The sequence below is a fragment of the bacterium genome (genome assembly GCA_040755755.1).
In the GTDB taxonomy this organism is placed as follows: domain Bacteria; phylum SZUA-182; class SZUA-182; order DTGQ01; family DTGQ01; genus DTGQ01.
This window is the reverse complement of the sequence record JBFLZW010000006.1, coordinates 1-17,110: the sequence shown is the minus strand read 5'-3', so window position 1 is coordinate 17,110 and position 17,110 is coordinate 1. Positions and strand designations below refer to the sequence as shown.

Here is a 17,110-nt window from a genome sequence, read left to right as displayed (position 1 = left end):
CTCTTTGCAGTCATCATAGAGCACAACTTTTATCCAAGTTGACGATCCTTTTCAGCCTTCGCCCCATCTTGCAGCCAGATGATTGGATGCTCATCCTCCTTGGCAGGATTTACCCATACAACGTTCTTGAGCTCACCTATGCTGCCGGATGCAGCCGCAAACAGCTTCTTTACGATTTCATCAAGGGAAATAATAGTTCTTTCAGAAGCCAGAGCAGCCTCAATCAAGTGAAAATCTTTGAGCATAGCCTCAACATCATTTTCCTTGACCGCAACGAGCTTGATTTTTTCGGATAGCTCGCTGTTTTGGATATCATTGAGGAAATCTACTTTCCTTCGAGCCATCATTGAGACTCGCCACATCCTGGCGAAGTTCGATTGGTGTCTGTTCCATTCACTGATGATCTGCGGCGTCATGACCATTCGGTGACAAATATCCAGTATGGATTGCAGAAAATTCCGGCAACATTGTGATTGTAGATTGGTCGCCTCATCTCCCCCAGCGGAGCGGGCAACCGAAGCATCGATAACCAGCCGTCTCGAAGCCATGAAGCTATTTCCTCATGAGGCGCGCTTCAGCAGCGTTAAGATAGCGGCTTTGTGCATCAAGGGCAACTTTATCGAAATCTTCAGGCCAGTCCCCAAAAGCACCCGCTTCGTCCAGATCAGCACTTCTAATCTCGGTGGCGCCATTTTCCCGACGTTTGAACCAGTGCAGTTTCAACTTATCCGGTGAAAGGGCGCCCTCAGCTACTATAGTTTGAACACCCAGGAGCAGCAAACTGCTGTGCGTCTCTATAACCACCCGGACACCGCGATTGGCAGCATCAGCCAGTACCCGCGCCATGGCAAACTGGGCACCTGGGTGGAGATGAATTTCCGGCTGTTCCACGTATAGCAACTGTCCCGGCTTGGCAGCATGAATGGCCACAATCAAGGGCAATGTCTGTGATAGACCAAAGCCAACATCAGCTATGTTTACCAGGTCGCCGGCTCCGCCTCTGGCCGCGCGAGTCAATCGCCCTACCTGTATCTCAACTTGTGTCTCGTTAATCGGCTTTGCATGCACTTTCCAGGTCAGGCCAAGCCGTTCAAGATCCTTGCTTAATCCTTCGATCTTGTCTTCCTGGTTATCTGCCTGCCACTGGGCAATAACGCTGGCCGTATATTCCTGGAATGTTCCTGGAAACATGGAACCTACAGCAGTCACCGGGTAAGTTCTTTCGGGATTCCCCCTTAATCCAGGGAGATGAATCAACTCACGGATATAAGGCTCAACAGTCATGCCTGGTGAGAGACTGGTTATACCTTGTAAAAGACCTGGAATAGAAATCCGAATTTCCTTCCCGTCTTTCAACTTTAATGCCAGTAATAAAAAACACCGATCACGGACAACAGTCCATCCAGGTTCTTTTTTTTTCTCTCCGGCGAACATTTTAGGTAACTTTTCAACTGAAGATGGGATAATTGATATTATTTCGTCATGGGTCATTCCAGGGCTCAGAGCAGTTTTCTCACTATCGCTGATAAAGGTCATTTGCTGAATTTCAATTCCTTTCTTCGGTTGTCGATGAAAGGATATGGTAAGAGTTGTCTCAGACGCTATTTCGATTCCCACTCGAAAGGTATCCGCGCGTTTTTTCTTATTGCCTGTGCGGGAAAATAATTGATCTACGGAAGTGAATCTTACATTTGGGCCATTAAGCAAAAGCGCACCGGGATCGTAGCTCGCTTCCAGTGTCTGTTTGAGCAGGAGGAGAGGCTGCATAATGCTGGACTTACCCGAGCTATTTGCACCTGCTAAAACAGTTAATGGCTTCATATCAATGGATTGCTCTTGACTTATCGATTTGTAGCCGGAAACGGCAAGTCGGGTAATTCCATTTGCATCGTTTAACGATGACCTTTCCGGCTTCGCTTGCTGTTTCATAATAAATTCCTGTCCTCCTTCTTAATACTCCTCTCTATAATTGGTAAAAGCACATTAAATTAGCCGATCAATTCCCGGACATCTTAGCCAATGGCTCATCTGCCGCTATCCTTGCAACTCATTTACTGCTTCTAACCGGACACATGTTTATTTTTTTGCAGCCTTACTCTGCTCGAATCCCTGCCAGAAAGCCCTGAATGAAGTCAAGAACTTTCTGGTGCTCTTCCTTTCCGCTTCCCTGAATGACTATTGATTCTCCGAAACTGAAATAAATATCCCGCGTCTTCCGGCCAATCGGCCCAAGATCGCTCACCAATTTGCCTACCTGCCAGAAGTCGGTTTTCAAGGCAATGGGAATTGCCGGGACACCGGCGCTTTTGGCTAATTTTATTCCCAGGGTATTAAAGTGTTCCGGATCAACGTCAGGGTAGCGGGTGCTCTGAGGAAAGAGCAGCACGGACCGGCCTGTGGCCAGCATCTCTCCTCCTTTCTTGAGCACGGTCTTTAAATCCTCCCGCGGATTTTTCCTGGTCACGGTAATAGGCCTCACGCTTTCCAGGAGAGGACCAAAAAAGGGATAGGACAGCAGGCTTTCCTTAACCACAAAGGAAAACTCTTTAAATGGCAGAATCAGGCACGGTAAAACAAGGGTTTCCAGCGTGCTCATGTGATTGCTGATAAATACCGCCGGCCCTTCCACCCTGCGCATATGATCCAGACCGCTGATATGGAAAATCCCTCCATGCGATTCAATGATTTCAACAATCCTTCGGCTTTGCACACGCCAGAAGGAGCTGTCGTAGGCCCCCTTTCGGGCAACCCGCCAGCCCGTAAAAATCGCATGGCCAACCTGTGCATAGAAGGTAACCCCCACAGGAAGCAGCTTTCTCGGAAGGCTTAACTTATGTTCCCCTTCAGGGGTATCGTAGGTATCGTATCGGGTAATATCCTCCATGAACCTCATCCTCATTGCTGCTGATTGCTTACCTTACCTTTTCCATAAATACAGCATTGACCAGATGAGGGGTGAGCTTACCCTGTATCTCTCTGGTCTTAATATCAAGCACCTTAAAATACCTGCTGAAAAGCTCTCTCAGCTCATCTTCGGCGGAAAAGTACAGCACCGTGCCCAGCGAAGTTTGCCGGTATTTCCCTGCGCCGCCAAAAGTTGTATCCTTTTCGCTGAAGCAGACGGAGAAGTACTTCCCTCCGGGGTTCAGTATCCTGTGCACCGTAGCTACGTATTGGTTCCTTTTTTCAGGATATATATGATGCAGCACTCCCCAGTCAAAGGCAAAATCAAAGGTTCCTTCGACCTCCTGCAGTCCTCCGAGGATATCGGCTGCCAGGAAAGTGCAGGTGACGCCTTTTTTCTCGGCATTCTTGCGGGCACGGCTGATGGCTGTCGGCGAAAGATCGACTCCCGTAACCTCGAACCCCTGGCTGGCCATATAGATAGAGTAATTGCCAGCACCACAGCCCAGATCGATGCACCGCGAGGACTTCACCTGACCGCTCCTGACCAGCTCTACCAGCGCATCGGGAGGGGTCTCCACGTTCCAGGGAATTTCTTCCAGCGATTTGCTTTTGTAAATATTTTCGATTTCATTCCTGTCCATAGTAAATTGCCCTCTCCTCTTATTCAGAAGACAGAGGCCAGGAGAAATGCTTTTATTCTGACTCCTGAATTCTGACTCCTGTTTTTCCCAATATCTAGCATAAGTATAAGCATAACTTATTTTGCTAGGAAAGAAAAGTGTGATATAATTTTGTGGCAGAATACATTTCAACTTGAGTCAATTTTTATCATAGGAAATTATTTCTTCTGACGATATTTAGAATGTACATGTTGTTAGCCTCCTTTCGATCTTGTACACTTTTACAGCCTCCTGGCCGGGGACGGAATATCAAGTGCTTCCGTCTTCAGGCAAGGGGGCTTTTTCATTTTTAACCATGACATTTTATTCTTAACCATCACGATGGGCACTGTGCTGCTCGTGCAGTGCCTGTCATGATCCTGTCATGAAGTCATCATGAAATTAAAGAAAGAACTTGGTTTAGCGCATATCTTCAGTATTGCCGCCGGATCGATGATCGGTGCCGAGCTTTTTGTCCTGCCGGGGCTTGTTCACGCCAGGGCCGGACCGGCGGCTATCCTCTGCTTTGCATTAGCTGGCGCTCTGGCCATGACCGGCATGTTCAGCATCGCCGAACTTGCTACGGCCATGCCCAAGTCAGGAGGGGATTACTTCTTCGTAACGCGGGGTATGGGTCCGGCTGCGGGCACCATAGCCGGTCTGCTCAGTTGGTTTTCCCTATCCGTAAAAAGTGCATTTGCTCTGCTTGGAATGGCCATTTTCGTGACCCCGCTCCTCGGGATTGACATACGAATCATTTCGGTACTGTTATGCCTTTTCTTTATCGCGGTTAATCTTGTCGGAGTCAAAGAGGCAGGCAGCCTTCAGGCAGTGCTGGTCTTTGGCCTGCTGGCTCTCATGGCTCTCTATATAGTCCGCGGATTACCGACAGTCCAGGTTCACCATTTTACACCCTTTGCCCCCCACGGTCTTGGCATTATTCTGCCCGCCACGGGGTTTGTCTTTCTTTCGTATGGGGGCCTTCTCAAAGTGGTCAGTGTGGCTGAAGAGGTAAAAAAGCCGGGCCAGGATATTCCCCAGGGAATGATTCTCTCTCTCCTGGTAGTAACTGCCCTTTACACCCTGATGGTCTTTGTGACCATAGGCATACTTGATGCCGGAGAACTGAGCCGTTCCCTGGTTCCCATTTCCGACGGAGCAGCGGCCATCATGGGTTCATTCGGCAGGACAGCCCTGAATATTGCGGCCATTCTGGCCTGTGCCACCACTGCCAATGCCGGAATCATGTCTTCGGCCCGATATCTTCTGGCCCTGAGCCGTGACGGTCTGATACCCGGACCCTTCGGCAGGATCAGTCCCCGGTTTCAAACACCGCAGCCTTCCATTCTGGTCACCGGCAGTCTGGTCATGGCCACGCTCTTTCTCAAGCTCGATGTCCTCGTTGAGGCAGGCTCGGCTATTCTTATCCTTACGTATATCCTGGCCAATCTGTCAATCATCGTTATCAGAGAGGGCCGGGTACAGAACTACCAGCCAAGCTTTCGGGCACCCTTATATCCCTGGTTGCAGATAATCGGCCTCATCGGCCTCGGCTTTCTCCTGTTCGAAATGGGCTCAGGGGCTTTGATCACCACCGTCATCCTTATGCTCAGCGGATTTTTCACCTACTGGTTTTACGGCCGAGTCAGAGTGGACAAAGAATACGCCCTGCTTCACCTTCTTGAACGAATCACTGCCAGGGATTTCGCCACCGGCTCTCTGGAATCCGAGCTGAAGGAAATCATCCGGGAACGAGATAACATCGTCAGGGACAGATTTGACCACATCATTGAAAGCAGCCCCGTCCTGGATCTGGATACGGCCATGAGTCTTCAGGAATTTCTTCACCTGGCTGCTGAAACCCTGTCTGCAAGGCTTAAAGTAGGTCCGGAGATCATCGCTCAACTGCTCCTGGACAGGGAGCGGGAGAGCAGCACAGCCATAAGCCCGGGCCTGGCCATACCCCATATCGTTATCGAGGGAGAGCATGCCTTTGATATCCTTCTGGCCCGGTCCCGGCACGGGGTGACCTTTTCGGACACAGCACCGCAGGTCCATGCCATCTTCGTCCTGGTGGGGACAAGAGACGAGCGGAATTTTCACCTCCGCGCCCTGTCATCCCTTGCCCAGATAGTCCAGGGCCATCATTTTGAAAAAACCTGGTTGAAGGCAAAGGGCGAGCAGGCCCTGCGGGACATCATCCTCCTGGGAGACCGGCAGCGCTATCTGTGAGGGACAGTGGCCAGTGGTCAGTGAAAAAACAGATAATTGATAACCCCAAACTAATAGCTCCTTTCTCTCTCCTTCGCATCTCAGATTCTGCAAGCCGTTCGATTCAGTCCTTTTGATCACATTTTCCTAATTTGACGAAAAACCTCTTTTTATGATATGGTTAGTTATATTTGCCGAGAAGTCGGTTACCGAGCCAGGAAGTCATCATTCAACACCCATTGGGTGCTGCCCCATAAGGAACCTGCAACATGGAAGAAAATCTGTTGTGCAGCAAGTGCCGGAAGCCTCTCCTGACCGGCGAGGAGGCTGCCAGGAGCCTGTGCTCCGCCTGCGCTGCCGAGCAAGTCTGGCCAGCAATCCGCCCGGCCTGCGGGTATCATCCTGAAACCGAAGCTGTCGGCGTTTGCACCCGCTGCGCCACCTTTATCTGCGATGCGTGCAGGATCACCCGCACTGATCCGGCAACCGGACAGAACGAACCTTATTGCCGGGACTGCTACGGAAAAGTTGAGGAAGCCAGCTACTATTGTGCCTGGGAGGATAAATCCATTTTCTTTTACCGGAGATTCTGGATGACCTGGAAGGAAATTATCGTGCACCCCTTCGATTTTTTTGATAAGCTTCCCCGGATTCCGGATAAAACCTCAGCTCTGACCTTCGCCTATCTGTCATCTGCTCACACCCTTGTTCTGGGGATAATGCTTTTTCCCCTGTATCCGATGGCTTCTCTGCCAATACTCATGACCGGAGTCCTGGGACTGATTGCCGGGGTAACTGTCCTGCTGGTGGCTGTTCCCATAATCCTTTTTTTGAGTGCTGCATCCGTTCACCTGGGAATCCGGATGCAGTTCGAAAAGCGTGATTTTGATCAGACCTTTCGGATCGTCGGCTATGGGAGCGCTACCCATGTGCTGGGAGCGGTTCCCATAATCAACCTGGTGGCCGCGATTATAAACCAGGTCATTACCTTCAGCGGATTGAAGCGGCTGCACAAGCTCTCTACGGGGCAGGCGATTCTGGCCATGGTTCTTTTTCCTTTTATCATAGGGATAGCCGCAGTAATTCTGATCGGGATAATAGGAGTGAAGATGGGCATATGGTGACCGGCGGCCATTCGATGGTATCAGCAAACTGCATCCTGCATCCGCACCGGAAAGCCTTTGGCCTCTGTGTTCAGTGCCGCACGCCGATTTGCAGTGAATGCTCGACCAGGGTGGATGGGATCAATTATTGTCAAAGCTGCCTGTGCGGGCTTTCCCGGACTCAACCGATACAGAGTCTGTCCTCCAGCCGGCAGTTTTCCCTGTCCAATATCCTGTTGATTCTCGGCGGAGGTCTGCTGATCTGGGGAACCCTGTATCTTCTGGGAAATATATGGATTCGCCTCTGATTACTCCACAGATGGTTTTTCCCGGTCCGGCTGGCGGTATCCATCCACGGGTAATGCGGATCGCGGATATTCTGGACCGGGGAATGAGCATCTACCGGCAGGCTCCGGGTCTGATCTGGCCCTTGACCCTTCTGGGAAGTCTCCCTTTTGTCCTGCTTTTCACCGCCTTTTATTATTCTTTCGCTGTCCTGAAATTTTCTCCCCTGTCCGGCATGGGCCTTTTTCAATCGGTTTCGTGCTGGTCGCTGTGGCTGACCGTCCTCTTCTTCTGGCGGACCCTCATTCTGGGGGCCCAGACAATAACCATTGACCGGGCCTTGAACGGCCAGCCGGTACTGATAAGAACCTCGCTGTTCGGGGCTTTGAAAAAAGGGCTGTCCCTGTCGGCTCTGGCCGCAGTCTGGGGCTCTTTTTTCATTCTCTCTTCCTTTCTCCTCTTTACTCCCTATCTTCTGCTGGGGGGAGCTTTCCTCCCCGCACTCCCATTGACCGCCTGTGAGGGGATATCTCCCCTGCATGCGCTCAAGTCTGTCCGAAACCGGGTTCCGGGATTCTTCCGGCGCTGTCTTGGCATTCATCTGTCAATCCTTCTGCTCTTCGGATTGATGGCTGCCAACATCCTGATCGGCTTGTATTTTGTGCTCAACAGCCTCCATTCTCTGTTCAATTTTGATGTCAGCTACTGGCAGATTTTTTTCAGCCCATCCAACCGGGTCTATCTTCTCCTGGTCCTGGGCATCAGCTTTCTTCTCACCGAGCCGCTGCGGGCAGGGTGCGGCTGGCTGTTATACCATGATTACAAAGTGCGGGCAGAGGGTCACGACCTTCGTCAGATGGCCGATTGCCTGATAAAAGGCGGGAGCTGATGAAACAACGGAAAGAGTGGCCTGTCCTGCTGCTGATCGGTGCAGGTCTTTTCATCTTCTTTTGCTCGATATCTCTGCGGCCTTATGGCAGAGAATTGTTATCTGTGCGCATGCACCCCTGGCTGCCGGTTACCGGGAATACAGTTGCATCTCTCCCCCGGCACGAGCAACTGGAAAAATCAGATTGTATCCGGGTCCACCCGAAAGCGGCCCTGATTCTGCAAAGGGACGCAGTTCCTCCTTCCCTCCCTGCCGCCAAGATGGAGAGAGACCGGCAGATTCTCCGGGCCATTCTGGCCAGACCGGAATTTCAGTATAACCGGCTGAAGAAGGACCCGATGAGGTGGACATCCCGGCTGATGAACCGGATTTTCCGGCTGCTCGAACCAATTGCCCGTTTTCTCGGCAGGCTCTTCGGCTGGAGGAGAAACCGGCTGAAGATGCCGGCAGCCTGGTCCGGGCTGTCCTGGCTTTTCAGCCCCTGGACGATCTATACTCTCATGGCTGCTCTGGCCATTGTTATGCTCATCCTTCTGGCCAGATCCGGCCAGTCGCTCTTTTCCGGCCAGGAAGAAGGAGAAACGCTGCCGGATCGCCACGATCTCTTCTCCCTGCCGGACCGCCTCAAAGATTCACCCGGATACTGGTATGAACAGGCGGACCTTCTGATGAAGCAGGGAAGAACCAGAGAGGCTTTCCGCGGTCTCTATCTGGCCCTCCTTCTGGGTTTTCACCGTCTCAATTACATCGATTTTCAGCGATGCCGGACCAACTGGAATTATCTGGCCCACTTCCGGGGAGATCAACAGACCAGAGCGCTCTTTCAGGAATTGACCGCCCGGTTCGACCTGGTCTGGTATGGCCGCTGCTCCCTCGCGCCGGATGACTACGAGAGATACCAGAAGGCAATCAAAGGAGTCCTCGATGTCTGAGTCCAGGTCTGAGTTCAGGTCCAGGCGCGGGCAGAATTTTTTCTGGGGATTATTCGTTCTTCTTCTTATGCCCGCTATTCTGGCCATCCTCTTTTTCCCTGACCTGATCTCGCGAAGCCAGTTTTCCTCCCCCTACTCCACCTTCCGCAGCGATCCGCAGGGGAGCAAGGCACTCTTTCTCTTCAGCCAGGAAACCGACTATGCACCCCAGCGGATTACCCGGCCCGTTAACCAGGATCTGGCTCCGGGGCTTCTGTTTTCCCTTGCTCCTGCAAATTTCTCTCACCGGGAGATTGATGATACTCTAAGGTGGATCATGCGCGGAGGCACCTATGTTTTGGCTACTGATCGTCCCCATCACCTGCTGAATGCCTTCAGGATCGAATTATCGTGGGAGAAAAGGCACAGGGACAGGGGCGAGGCACTTTTTCCCCCTCGCACCGGCCCGGAATTGTATCCGGAGCCTGCTCCCGATCCCCAGGACAGGAATTTTCTCAGGCGAAAGGGGCCCAATCCGCTCACCGATGGGCTCAACCTGCACTTTGATCCGTCCAGTCCCTCTCTTTTTTCGGGGTTGGGAAGCGCTCTTTCTCTGTTTGAAGACCAAAACGGGCCGCTGATACTTCTGATGCGCTACGGCAAGGGGCAATTGATTGTCCTGGGAGATCCCCGGTTCTTCGGCAATCAGAATCTGGCAAACGGGGATAATCTCCTGTTCCTCTCCCGGCTCATGTACGAATACGGCTCGGAAAACCTTTACTTCGACGAATATCATCACGGATTCAGTCATGAGCTGTCCATTCCCGGATATTTGTGGAAACGGCATTTCCAGTTTTTCCTCGTCCAGCTCTTTCTGGTAATCGTAAGCTGGATATACCTTCAGCGCAAGGTGTGGGGAGAGCGGCGCACACCGGCGGTTTCCTGCCTGCGGCCATCTTCTGATTCAATCAGGGCCATGGCCAGAATCTACCAGAGAGTGAGTCTTTCTCCTGAAACCATGCAGTGGCTCTTCGAAGCCCTGGTCCCTGCATCTTCAGCCAGAGGCGGCCATCGGGCCGGGCCGGATGCGGAGCGGCGGCGGACAGAGCTTGAGCAGGACCTGGCACGATTGACCAGCGGGAAAAGGAAGATTCAGGCCGCCGAGGCAGTCCGCTTCGCCCAGAAGATTGTCATGTATAGAAAGGAAGTCTATGGAAGAGCAGCAGAGCATCAGTCATATAGCCAGCCTCAGACAGGTCATTGATGAGGAGATGGCGAAAGTCATTGTCGGACAAAAGGAAGTGGTGGATCAGATTCTCATCGGCCTCCTCTGCCGGGGGAATATCCTGCTGGAAGGAGTTCCCGGTACAGCCAAGACCCTGATGGTCAGGATCCTGGCCCGGATCGTTCACGGCGATTTCAAACGCATTCAGTTTACCCCCGACCTTATGCCCTCGGACATTACCGGCAATAATGTTTTCGACCTCAAATCCAGTCAGTTTCACTTCTCGCGGGGCCCGATTTTTACCGATTTTCTCCTGGCCGATGAAATCAACCGGGCTCCGGCCAAAACTCAGGCCGCGCTTCTGGAGGCGATGGAGGAAAAACGGGTTTCCATTGACGGCACTTCATACCCGCTTTCTCCTTTTTTTACGGTTTTTGCCACCCAGAACCCGATCGAGTTCGAGGGAACCTACCCGCTTCCCGAAGCCCAGCTTGACCGGTTCTTCTTCAAGGTGAAAATCGATTATCCTGACCTGGAGTCGGAATCGGCCATCCTCCTGAAGTACCACCAGGGCTTTCGACCGGACCAGGTGGAGAGCCTGATCAATCCCAGACTTCAACTTCAGGACTTTGAACAGGCCAGGGAGTCACTGACCCGGATCGTGATCGAAGATTCCCTGATCCGCTATATCACGGACATAGTCAGGGCCACACGCAACCGTCCCGAATTTCTCTTCGGTGCAGGGCCAAGGGCCTCGATCGCCCTGCTCCTGGCAAGCAAGGGAAGGGCGCTCTTATCGGGCCGCAGCTTTGTCACCCCGGACGATGTTCAGGCCATGATCAATCCGGTCCTTCGCCACCGGCTGGTGCTCGGACCGGAGGTGGAGCTTGAGGATGCCTCGGTGGAAGATGTCCTGGAGCGAATTGTAAAGACCGTCGAGGTGCCCCGGTAAGCTATGCTGCCTACTCCAAGGACTTTGATCTTCCTGAGCATCGGCCTTCTTCCGCTTCTCTTTGCCGGATTCTCTCCTTCCCTGGTCCCGGCAATCGCCCTCTTCGACTTCCTGATCATCCTGTTCGGCCTGATCGATTACCTTATGGCCAGGACCCGGAAAGGATATGTCCTCTCCCGTGAGCTTCCGCCCACCTTTACCCTCGGCCAGCCCAACCCTGTGGTTCTGCACATCGAAAACCGAAGCTCCCGCTCCCTGCACCTTAAGGTGCGGGATGACTTTCCGGACCGGTGCGAAACCGACTTTCATGACCAGTTCGTTTTCGTGCCGCCGTTCCGTCAGGAGCGGATCCGCTACCGGGTCACTCCAGGCCGGAGGGGAAGCTGTGAGTTCGGAGACATTCACTTCCGGTTGACCGGCCCTCTGGGGCTCGCGCTTTATCAGGGGAAAAAAGAGAGCCGGACCCTGATCACGGTCTATCCCGTACTCCAGGACATTCGAAGGCTGCGGCTTTTGGCCCCCTTTCCCCACTCTTGTACCAGCAGAGGGGTTCATCTCCTTCACCGGGAGGGAGAGGGCCGGGAGTTCGAGAAGCTGCGGGAGTATCTGCCGGACGATCCTTTCCGGGAAATAGACTGGAAGGCCACGGCCCGAAAGCAGCGGCCAATCACCAGGGTGTATGAAACCGAGCACAGCCAGACCATTTACCTGTGCCTCGATGCCGGAAGGATGATGTCTCTTCGCATCGGCGACCTGTCGAAATTCGATTATGCCCTTCAGGCAGCCTTTATCCTGGCTCACCTGGCTATCCGGCAGGATGACCGGGTGGGCATGGCCACATTCAGCAGCGGCCTGGATGTTTTCCTCCCGGCCAAAAAGGGGAAAGCACAATTCGGGTGCTGTCTGAGGCGGCTGAATGGAATTACTCCCACGCCCGCCTTTGTGGATTACCGGGAGTTTTTCCGCCAGTTTCTGCTCAAACGGGAACGGCGCTCTCTCCTGGTCATTTTCACCGATTTCCTGGATCAGGAAAACTGCCGGGGGCTGCTCAATGGGATCAGAATTGTACGCACCCGGCACCTGCCCCTGATCGTGACCATTCGCGACCGGGAGGTGGTGGCCCTTCAGGAAAACTACCCGAAAGATGTGTCCGACATCTATTGCCTTCTGGCTGCCGCCGAGGTGCTCACCGAGCGAAAGATTCTCCTGCAAACTTTGCAGCGGGAGAGAATTCAGGTACTTGAAGCCCTGCCGGAGGATCTGCCCGCGGCCATTGTCAACCGGTATCTGGAAATCAAGAGAAAGGGAATGCTGTAAGTGGATCTGAACCGTTTTATCCAGGAGCGTAAAAGCAGGTGGGAAGAGCTGGAGCAGGTGCTCCGCCAGGTTGACCGGTCCGGGATATCATCCTTGACCATTGAGGAAGCCCGGCGTTTTGGCCACCTGTATCGGGCTGTCTCCTCCGACCTGATCCAGGCCCGCCATATTACGGCCAACTATGAAATTCTTCGTTACCTCAACAGTCTGGTTGCCAGGGCTTACGGCCATATTTCCGAGGGCAATCAATTTCGTTTCCATGATGTCGTTCTCTTTTACCTGAAGGTATTCCCCGGCCTGGTCAGGGAAAACTGGCTGATGATTGCCCTGGCTATGGTTACCCTGCTGACCGGATTCCTGTTCGGATTCGGTACCCTCCTTCTGGACCCGGCTGCTGGCGTCTACCTTATCCCCGAACAGCACCAGGAAGTTCTTCCAGCTCAACGGGTGCGGGAGATCGAGGAGGGAAAAGACACTTTCGAGGCAGACCAGAGTATCGCCTTCTCCAGTTTTCTGTTCACCCATAACATCGAAGTATCTTTTGTAGCCTTTGCTCTGGGAATTACCTTCGGCCTGGGGACGATAGTGGTCCTGTTTCTCAATGGCCTGATGCTCGGTTCCCTGGCCGCTGCCTACTACCTGGACAGCGTGTCTCTCTTTTTCTGGGCCTGGATCCTGCCTCATGGAGTGATCGAGCTGAGCTGTATCATTATTGCCGGTGGGGCCGGTCTTATCCTGGCCAGAGGGCTTCTGGCTCCGGGAAGATCGTCATGGAAGCAGACCCTGGGGAAGGAGGCAGGAGTGGCGGTCAAATTGATCCTTGGCCTGATCCCCCTCTTCGTGCTGGCTGGAATTATCGAGGGGACAATCAGCCAGATTCATGAGCCTCACCTGCCCTATGTTCTGAAGCTGCTCTTTGCTTTGATTATGGGCCTGGCACTCGTGTATTATTTATGGCTGTACCAATTGAACGACAGAGAAAGCTATAGCCCATACGGGAAGTCTTGATACTTACAACTTTCCCAAGTCGAGTCAAGTAGTGATTTTGATAAAGCTAGCTCAGGCTGTTGAGAAGGCATAATGACAGGCATCTCTCCAAAAGCAAAAGCAGTTCAGGATGTCAGTCCACCCGGAGAGCGTCTCTGACGGCTTGCAGCATATCGTTGAGGGTATAAGGTTTCTTGAGGAACCGGAAATTCCTCTCACGGATAGCCGACCATTGTGATCTTTCATCGGTATAGCCGCTGCAGAGAAGGACTTTGAGGCCGGGTTTGCGGGAAAGAAGCTGATCAACGAGCTCAAGGCCATTTTTATCCGGGAGGGCTACGTCGCTGAAAAGCAAATGGAAGTGCTCCTTTTCCCGGTCAAAGATTCTGACAGCCTCGTCGGCACTTGCAGCCTCAAAGAGAAGATAGCCATTTTCCCGAAGCATAATCGAGGCGAATTCGCGGACTTCGGTTTCATCCTCAACCAGCAGGATGCGCTCTCCATTTCCCGGAGCTTCCGGCAGCGAAGCCGCATCGAGAGATTCATCATCTGTCTTGGCAATAACCAGGACCGGAAGATATATCCTGAAGGTAGATCCCCGCCCCAGTTCACTCTCGACCTGGATGAATCCCTCATGCTGTTTGACAATGCCGTAGACCGTGGACAGCCCCAGTCCGGTGCCTTTGCCCGGTTCCTTGGTACTGAAGAAGGGCTCGAAGATATGGTCAACGGTCTCTCTGGCAATGCCGACGCCGGTGTCAGCCACCGACAAACAGACAAATCTGCCGCGGCCCCCTTCCGCAGGAGCGGCATGGCCGGGTTCGCTGCTCAGAGTTACATCTCCTGTCCTGATGGTCAGCCTGCCTCCCCTCGGCATGGCGTCCCTGGCATTTACAGCCAGGTTCATGATGACCTGCTCGATCTGGCCGGGGTCAGCTTTTATCCGCTCGATATTCGGATCAAGGGTCACTGCCAGGGTAATGTCCTCGCCAATAAGTCGGTGCAGCATCTTTTCCATATCGCTGATCAGGGCGTTCAGGTCCAGCACCTTTGGCTGAAGCATCTGCCTTCGGCTGAAAGCCAGCAGTTGCCGGGTCAGGGATGCAGCCCGCTCTCCCGCCTTTCTGATCATGTCGATCTCCCGGTACATGGGTGCTCCTTCTTTGAGGCGGCTCAGCAGGAACTCGCTGTAGCCGCGGATGATAACCAGGAGGTTGTTGAAATCGTGGGCCACTCCGCCTGCCAGCCTTCCGATGGCCTCCATCTTTTGAGCATGAAGAAACTGCTTTTGCAGTTGTTCCCACTCGGTGATGTCCTGGATGGTTTCAATGGCTCCCATGACTTTTCCGCTTGAATCCCGCAGGCGGGCGGCGAGAAAGTAGACATTCCTCGGAATCCCATTGATGATCAGAAGGTCTTTGGCTTCGAATGCCTCAGGAATAGCGGTATTCTGGGAGAGATGTTTATCTTCGTAGAGCCTGATCATGGTTTTGGGGTCCATATCGAGGACAAGGTCAGCCAGAACCGGCCTGACCAGCCCCTGGTAGAATATCCCGGAATCCACCGGCCGTCCGAGGGCTTTTTCTTTGGATGTACCGGTCAGGGACTCGCAGGCCCGGTTCCACAACACGACGTTATGGTTGTGGTCGATAACGAAGGCAGGGATCGGATTGCCATCCAGAATGACTGACAGTCGCTCCTGCTCCTCTTTGAGCTTGAGAGCTTCCTCCGCCTGCCTGCGCTCGGTGATATCGATAATAATACCCTGATAGTAGCATATCCGGCCATCGGGATCATATTCAGCCAAAGTCCTGGCATCCACCCAGCGAACCTGTCCATCTTTGGTAACGATCCGGTATTCCTGCTGAAAATGCCGGTTCCCGACTGCCGACTGCTTTCTGATTTCCTGCCTGACCCGCTCAAGGTCCTCCGGATGAACGATTGAGGCATACAGGATATTTCCTCCGAGAAGCTCACTCGGCTGATAGCCAAGCCTGGATACATTTTCGGTAACAAACTCGACCGGCCATCCTTTTTCGGCCCTCCAGCGAAAAAGCACGGTCGGACTGTTCTCGATAACCATTTTTGCGCGCTGGAGCAGCTCTTCGGTGCGTTTTCGCTCATCGATGTTCTGGAAATTTTCAACAATACCGATCACTTCGCCCTCAGGTCCCAGAAAGGGAGTGGCCACCACCAGGCAAAAAATCTTCCTGCCATCGTTGCGTACCTTCTCGATATCTTCCTCGATGCGCTTCTCACCGGAGAGTATCCTTTTCAGACAGCAGGTGGGAGTATGGCAGACAGGACCATGAAAAACTTCGTAGCATTTTTTCCCTATGACCTCATTCCTGTTTACACCAGCTATGGCCGTAAATGTCTCGTTAATCCGGATGATATTGAAATCCCTGTCAATCAGCCGCATTCCTCCGGCTGCGGTGCTGAATATCTGGTCCAGCTCTTCATGAGCACGTCTTACTTCCTCTTCCGCCCGCTTGCGCTCGGTAACATCACGGAAAACGAGAACCGTGCCGATAATATCTCCCTGGTTATTTTTAATCGGTGCAGCACTATCGTCAATCGGTATCCTCTGTCCATCTCTGGTTATCAGCAGGGTATGGTGCTCCAGGGAAGTGACCGTATTTTTTCTGATTGCTCTGGTGGCAGGATCTTCCCTGCGCTCACCGGTATGCTCATCGATAATGATGAAAACCCGTTGCAGGGGTATCCCTTCCGCATCTTCCTGCTTCCATCCGGTCAGTGCCTGGGCAACAGGATTCATAAAGGTTATCAGGCCGGTAATATCCGTGGCGATAACTGCATCACCAATGCTGGTCAGCGTGGTCGAAAACCACTCTCTGCTTTCCTGCAAAGCCTCCTCGGAGCGTTTGATAGACAGGAAAAGCGGGGCGATCAGGGCCAGGCCGGATACCATGAAGGCCGACGTGGCCAGGGACACCAGCTCAGTCAATGGGTCGGGAGGATGGGAAATATTCCTGAATACCATCTGAATTAAGGGAATACACCGGCGTACCTCCATGAATACAAGAGCCAGAACGATAAATATCCACGATGTGCGTTTGCCGGTAATCCGGATCAGTCTGATGGCTAAAAATACCGCCCCAAGCTGGAGTAGTGTAGAAATACTCAAAATAACAGCCGCGCTCATTCCTGATTCCTTAGTCAGTGGTCGGTAGTCAGTAAATACAGTGGTCAGTGGTCAGTAAAAACTGAAAACTGAAAACTGGTGCCGGACGACTTCTTTCTCTTGGCTTTTTATATCACGATCTAATGGGTGAGGGCAATATGAAGCTTCAGGATACCTTATTTTCAAGCACCAATAAGTTCTAGCCAGGTGAACCTGAAAGCCCAATTCGGGCAAAGGAGTCAGGAGTCAGGAGCCAGGAGTCGGAATGGATCGGCAATAGGCTTCCAGCAGTTTACTGACTTATTCAAGTTGCCCCATCAAGGTTGAAGTATCCCCATAGCCAAGATCCTTTGACAGGATCAAATAATAGCGGCATTCTTCAAGTGAGCCTTGAGCTGTATTCATGAATCTTTTTTTATCCACCTTACTGCTTTTCCTAAACCCTTCGGCGATATTAGCTGCCACCGATACAACAGCCCGTCGCAGTTGTGAGGTTAATCCGTAAACTTCCTCTTTGGG

The 17,110-nt window shown here is 52.6% G+C and carries 15 protein-coding genes; 9 read left to right on the top strand and 6 right to left on the bottom strand.

Features of this window, described 5'->3' with window-relative positions:
* Nucleotides 1-29 precede the first annotated feature (29 nt).
* The 4 genes from AB1611_02430 to AB1611_02415 all read right to left on the bottom strand — a co-directional run bounded on the left by AB1611_02430 (nucleotide 30) and on the right by AB1611_02415 (nucleotide 3,548).
* Nucleotides 30-548 (bottom strand): hypothetical protein, encoded by a 519-nt coding sequence (locus tag AB1611_02430; GenBank protein MEW6378446.1) that lies wholly within the window; start codon nucleotides 546-548, stop codon nucleotides 30-32.
* 4 nt (nucleotides 549-552) lie between these two features.
* Nucleotides 553-1,929, bottom strand: coding sequence for an AAA family ATPase (locus tag AB1611_02425; protein ID MEW6378445.1), 1,377 nt, complete (start codon nucleotides 1,927-1,929; stop codon nucleotides 553-555).
* A 163-nt stretch (nucleotides 1,930-2,092) separates the two neighbouring features.
* Nucleotides 2,093-2,884 carry a lysophospholipid acyltransferase family protein gene (locus AB1611_02420; protein ID MEW6378444.1) on the bottom strand — a complete coding sequence of 264 codons (792 nt, stop codon included), beginning with the start codon at nucleotides 2,882-2,884 and terminating at the stop codon, nucleotides 2,093-2,095.
* A gap of 28 nt (nucleotides 2,885-2,912) precedes the next feature.
* A complete protein-coding gene (locus tag AB1611_02415) occupies nucleotides 2,913-3,548 on the bottom strand; it encodes a class I SAM-dependent methyltransferase (GenBank protein MEW6378443.1) in 636 nt (211 codons plus the stop codon).
* 414 nt (nucleotides 3,549-3,962) lie between these two features.
* Here AB1611_02415 and AB1611_02410 point away from each other — a divergent pair, with 414 nt between their 5' ends.
* The 9 genes from AB1611_02410 (at nucleotide 3,963) to AB1611_02370 (ending at nucleotide 13,467) form a co-directional block, all read left to right on the top strand.
* Entirely contained in the window at nucleotides 3,963-5,798 is a 1,836-nt protein-coding gene (locus AB1611_02410) for an amino acid permease (protein MEW6378442.1), read from the top strand.
* A gap of 248 nt (nucleotides 5,799-6,046) precedes the next feature.
* Complete coding sequence (locus tag AB1611_02405) at nucleotides 6,047-6,901, top strand: Yip1 family protein (protein ID MEW6378441.1); 855 nt, start codon at nucleotides 6,047-6,049, stop codon at nucleotides 6,899-6,901.
* Nucleotides 6,895-7,188: a hypothetical protein gene (locus tag AB1611_02400; GenBank protein MEW6378440.1), complete on the top strand. Its 294-nt coding sequence runs from the start codon at nucleotides 6,895-6,897 to the stop codon at nucleotides 7,186-7,188. Before AB1611_02405 ends, AB1611_02400 begins: the two co-directional genes overlap by 7 nt.
* Complete coding sequence (locus AB1611_02395) at nucleotides 7,173-8,054, top strand: hypothetical protein (GenBank protein MEW6378439.1); 882 nt, start codon at nucleotides 7,173-7,175, stop codon at nucleotides 8,052-8,054. Before AB1611_02400 ends, AB1611_02395 begins: the two co-directional genes overlap by 16 nt.
* Nucleotides 8,054-8,986, top strand: a complete 933-nt coding sequence (locus tag AB1611_02390) for a DUF4129 domain-containing protein (GenBank protein MEW6378438.1) — start codon at nucleotides 8,054-8,056, stop codon at nucleotides 8,984-8,986. The genes AB1611_02395 and AB1611_02390 overlap by 1 nt, the downstream gene beginning before the upstream one ends.
* Nucleotides 8,979-10,229: a DUF4350 domain-containing protein gene (locus AB1611_02385; GenBank protein ID MEW6378437.1), complete on the top strand. Its 1,251-nt coding sequence runs from the start codon at nucleotides 8,979-8,981 to the stop codon at nucleotides 10,227-10,229. The genes AB1611_02390 and AB1611_02385 overlap by 8 nt, the downstream gene beginning before the upstream one ends.
* Nucleotides 10,177-11,142 (top strand): MoxR family ATPase, encoded by a 966-nt coding sequence (locus AB1611_02380; protein ID MEW6378436.1) that lies wholly within the window; start codon nucleotides 10,177-10,179, stop codon nucleotides 11,140-11,142. Before AB1611_02385 ends, AB1611_02380 begins: the two co-directional genes overlap by 53 nt.
* Nucleotides 11,143-11,145: 3 nt before the next feature.
* Entirely contained in the window at nucleotides 11,146-12,459 is a 1,314-nt protein-coding gene (locus tag AB1611_02375) for a DUF58 domain-containing protein (protein MEW6378435.1), read from the top strand.
* On the top strand, nucleotides 12,460-13,467 hold the full coding sequence (locus tag AB1611_02370) for a stage II sporulation protein M (GenBank protein MEW6378434.1): 1,008 nt from the start codon (nucleotides 12,460-12,462) through the stop codon (nucleotides 13,465-13,467).
* A gap of 112 nt (nucleotides 13,468-13,579) precedes the next feature.
* On the opposite strand, the gene AB1611_02365 is transcribed toward AB1611_02370, so the two are convergent.
* Nucleotides 13,580-16,612 (bottom strand): PAS domain S-box protein, encoded by a 3,033-nt coding sequence (locus AB1611_02365; GenBank protein ID MEW6378433.1) that lies wholly within the window; start codon nucleotides 16,610-16,612, stop codon nucleotides 13,580-13,582.
* A gap of 279 nt (nucleotides 16,613-16,891) precedes the next feature.
* Nucleotides 16,892-17,110, bottom strand: a 219-nt coding sequence (locus tag AB1611_02360; protein ID MEW6378432.1) for a four helix bundle protein, incomplete at its 5' end; no start/stop codon positions are given.

Bases quoted from the DNA above. Each gene is read 5' to 3' on its own strand.
- AB1611_02395 (MEW6378439.1), top strand. From the start codon at position 7,173: ATGGATTCGCCTCTGATTACTCCACAGATGGTTTTTCCCGGTCCGGCT.
- AB1611_02425 (MEW6378445.1), bottom strand. From the start codon at position 1,929: ATGAAACAGCAAGCGAAGCCGGAAAGGTCATCGTTAAACGATGCAAAT.
- AB1611_02430 (MEW6378446.1), bottom strand. From the start codon at position 548: ATGGCTTCGAGACGGCTGGTTATCGATGCTTCGGTTGCCCGCTCCGCT.
- AB1611_02375 (MEW6378435.1), top strand. From the start codon at position 11,146: ATGCTGCCTACTCCAAGGACTTTGATCTTCCTGAGCATCGGCCTTCTT.
- AB1611_02380 (MEW6378436.1), top strand. From the start codon at position 10,177: ATGGAAGAGCAGCAGAGCATCAGTCATATAGCCAGCCTCAGACAGGTC.
- AB1611_02405 (MEW6378441.1), top strand. From the start codon at position 6,047: ATGGAAGAAAATCTGTTGTGCAGCAAGTGCCGGAAGCCTCTCCTGACC.
- AB1611_02410 (MEW6378442.1), top strand. From the start codon at position 3,963: ATGAAATTAAAGAAAGAACTTGGTTTAGCGCATATCTTCAGTATTGCC.
- AB1611_02365 (MEW6378433.1), bottom strand. From the start codon at position 16,612: ATGAGCGCGGCTGTTATTTTGAGTATTTCTACACTACTCCAGCTTGGG.
- AB1611_02400 (MEW6378440.1), top strand. From the start codon at position 6,895: ATGGTGACCGGCGGCCATTCGATGGTATCAGCAAACTGCATCCTGCAT.
- AB1611_02420 (MEW6378444.1), bottom strand. From the start codon at position 2,884: ATGGAGGATATTACCCGATACGATACCTACGATACCCCTGAAGGGGAA.
- AB1611_02390 (MEW6378438.1), top strand. From the start codon at position 8,054: ATGAAACAACGGAAAGAGTGGCCTGTCCTGCTGCTGATCGGTGCAGGT.
- AB1611_02385 (MEW6378437.1), top strand. From the start codon at position 8,979: ATGTCTGAGTCCAGGTCTGAGTTCAGGTCCAGGCGCGGGCAGAATTTT.
- AB1611_02415 (MEW6378443.1), bottom strand. From the start codon at position 3,548: ATGGACAGGAATGAAATCGAAAATATTTACAAAAGCAAATCGCTGGAA.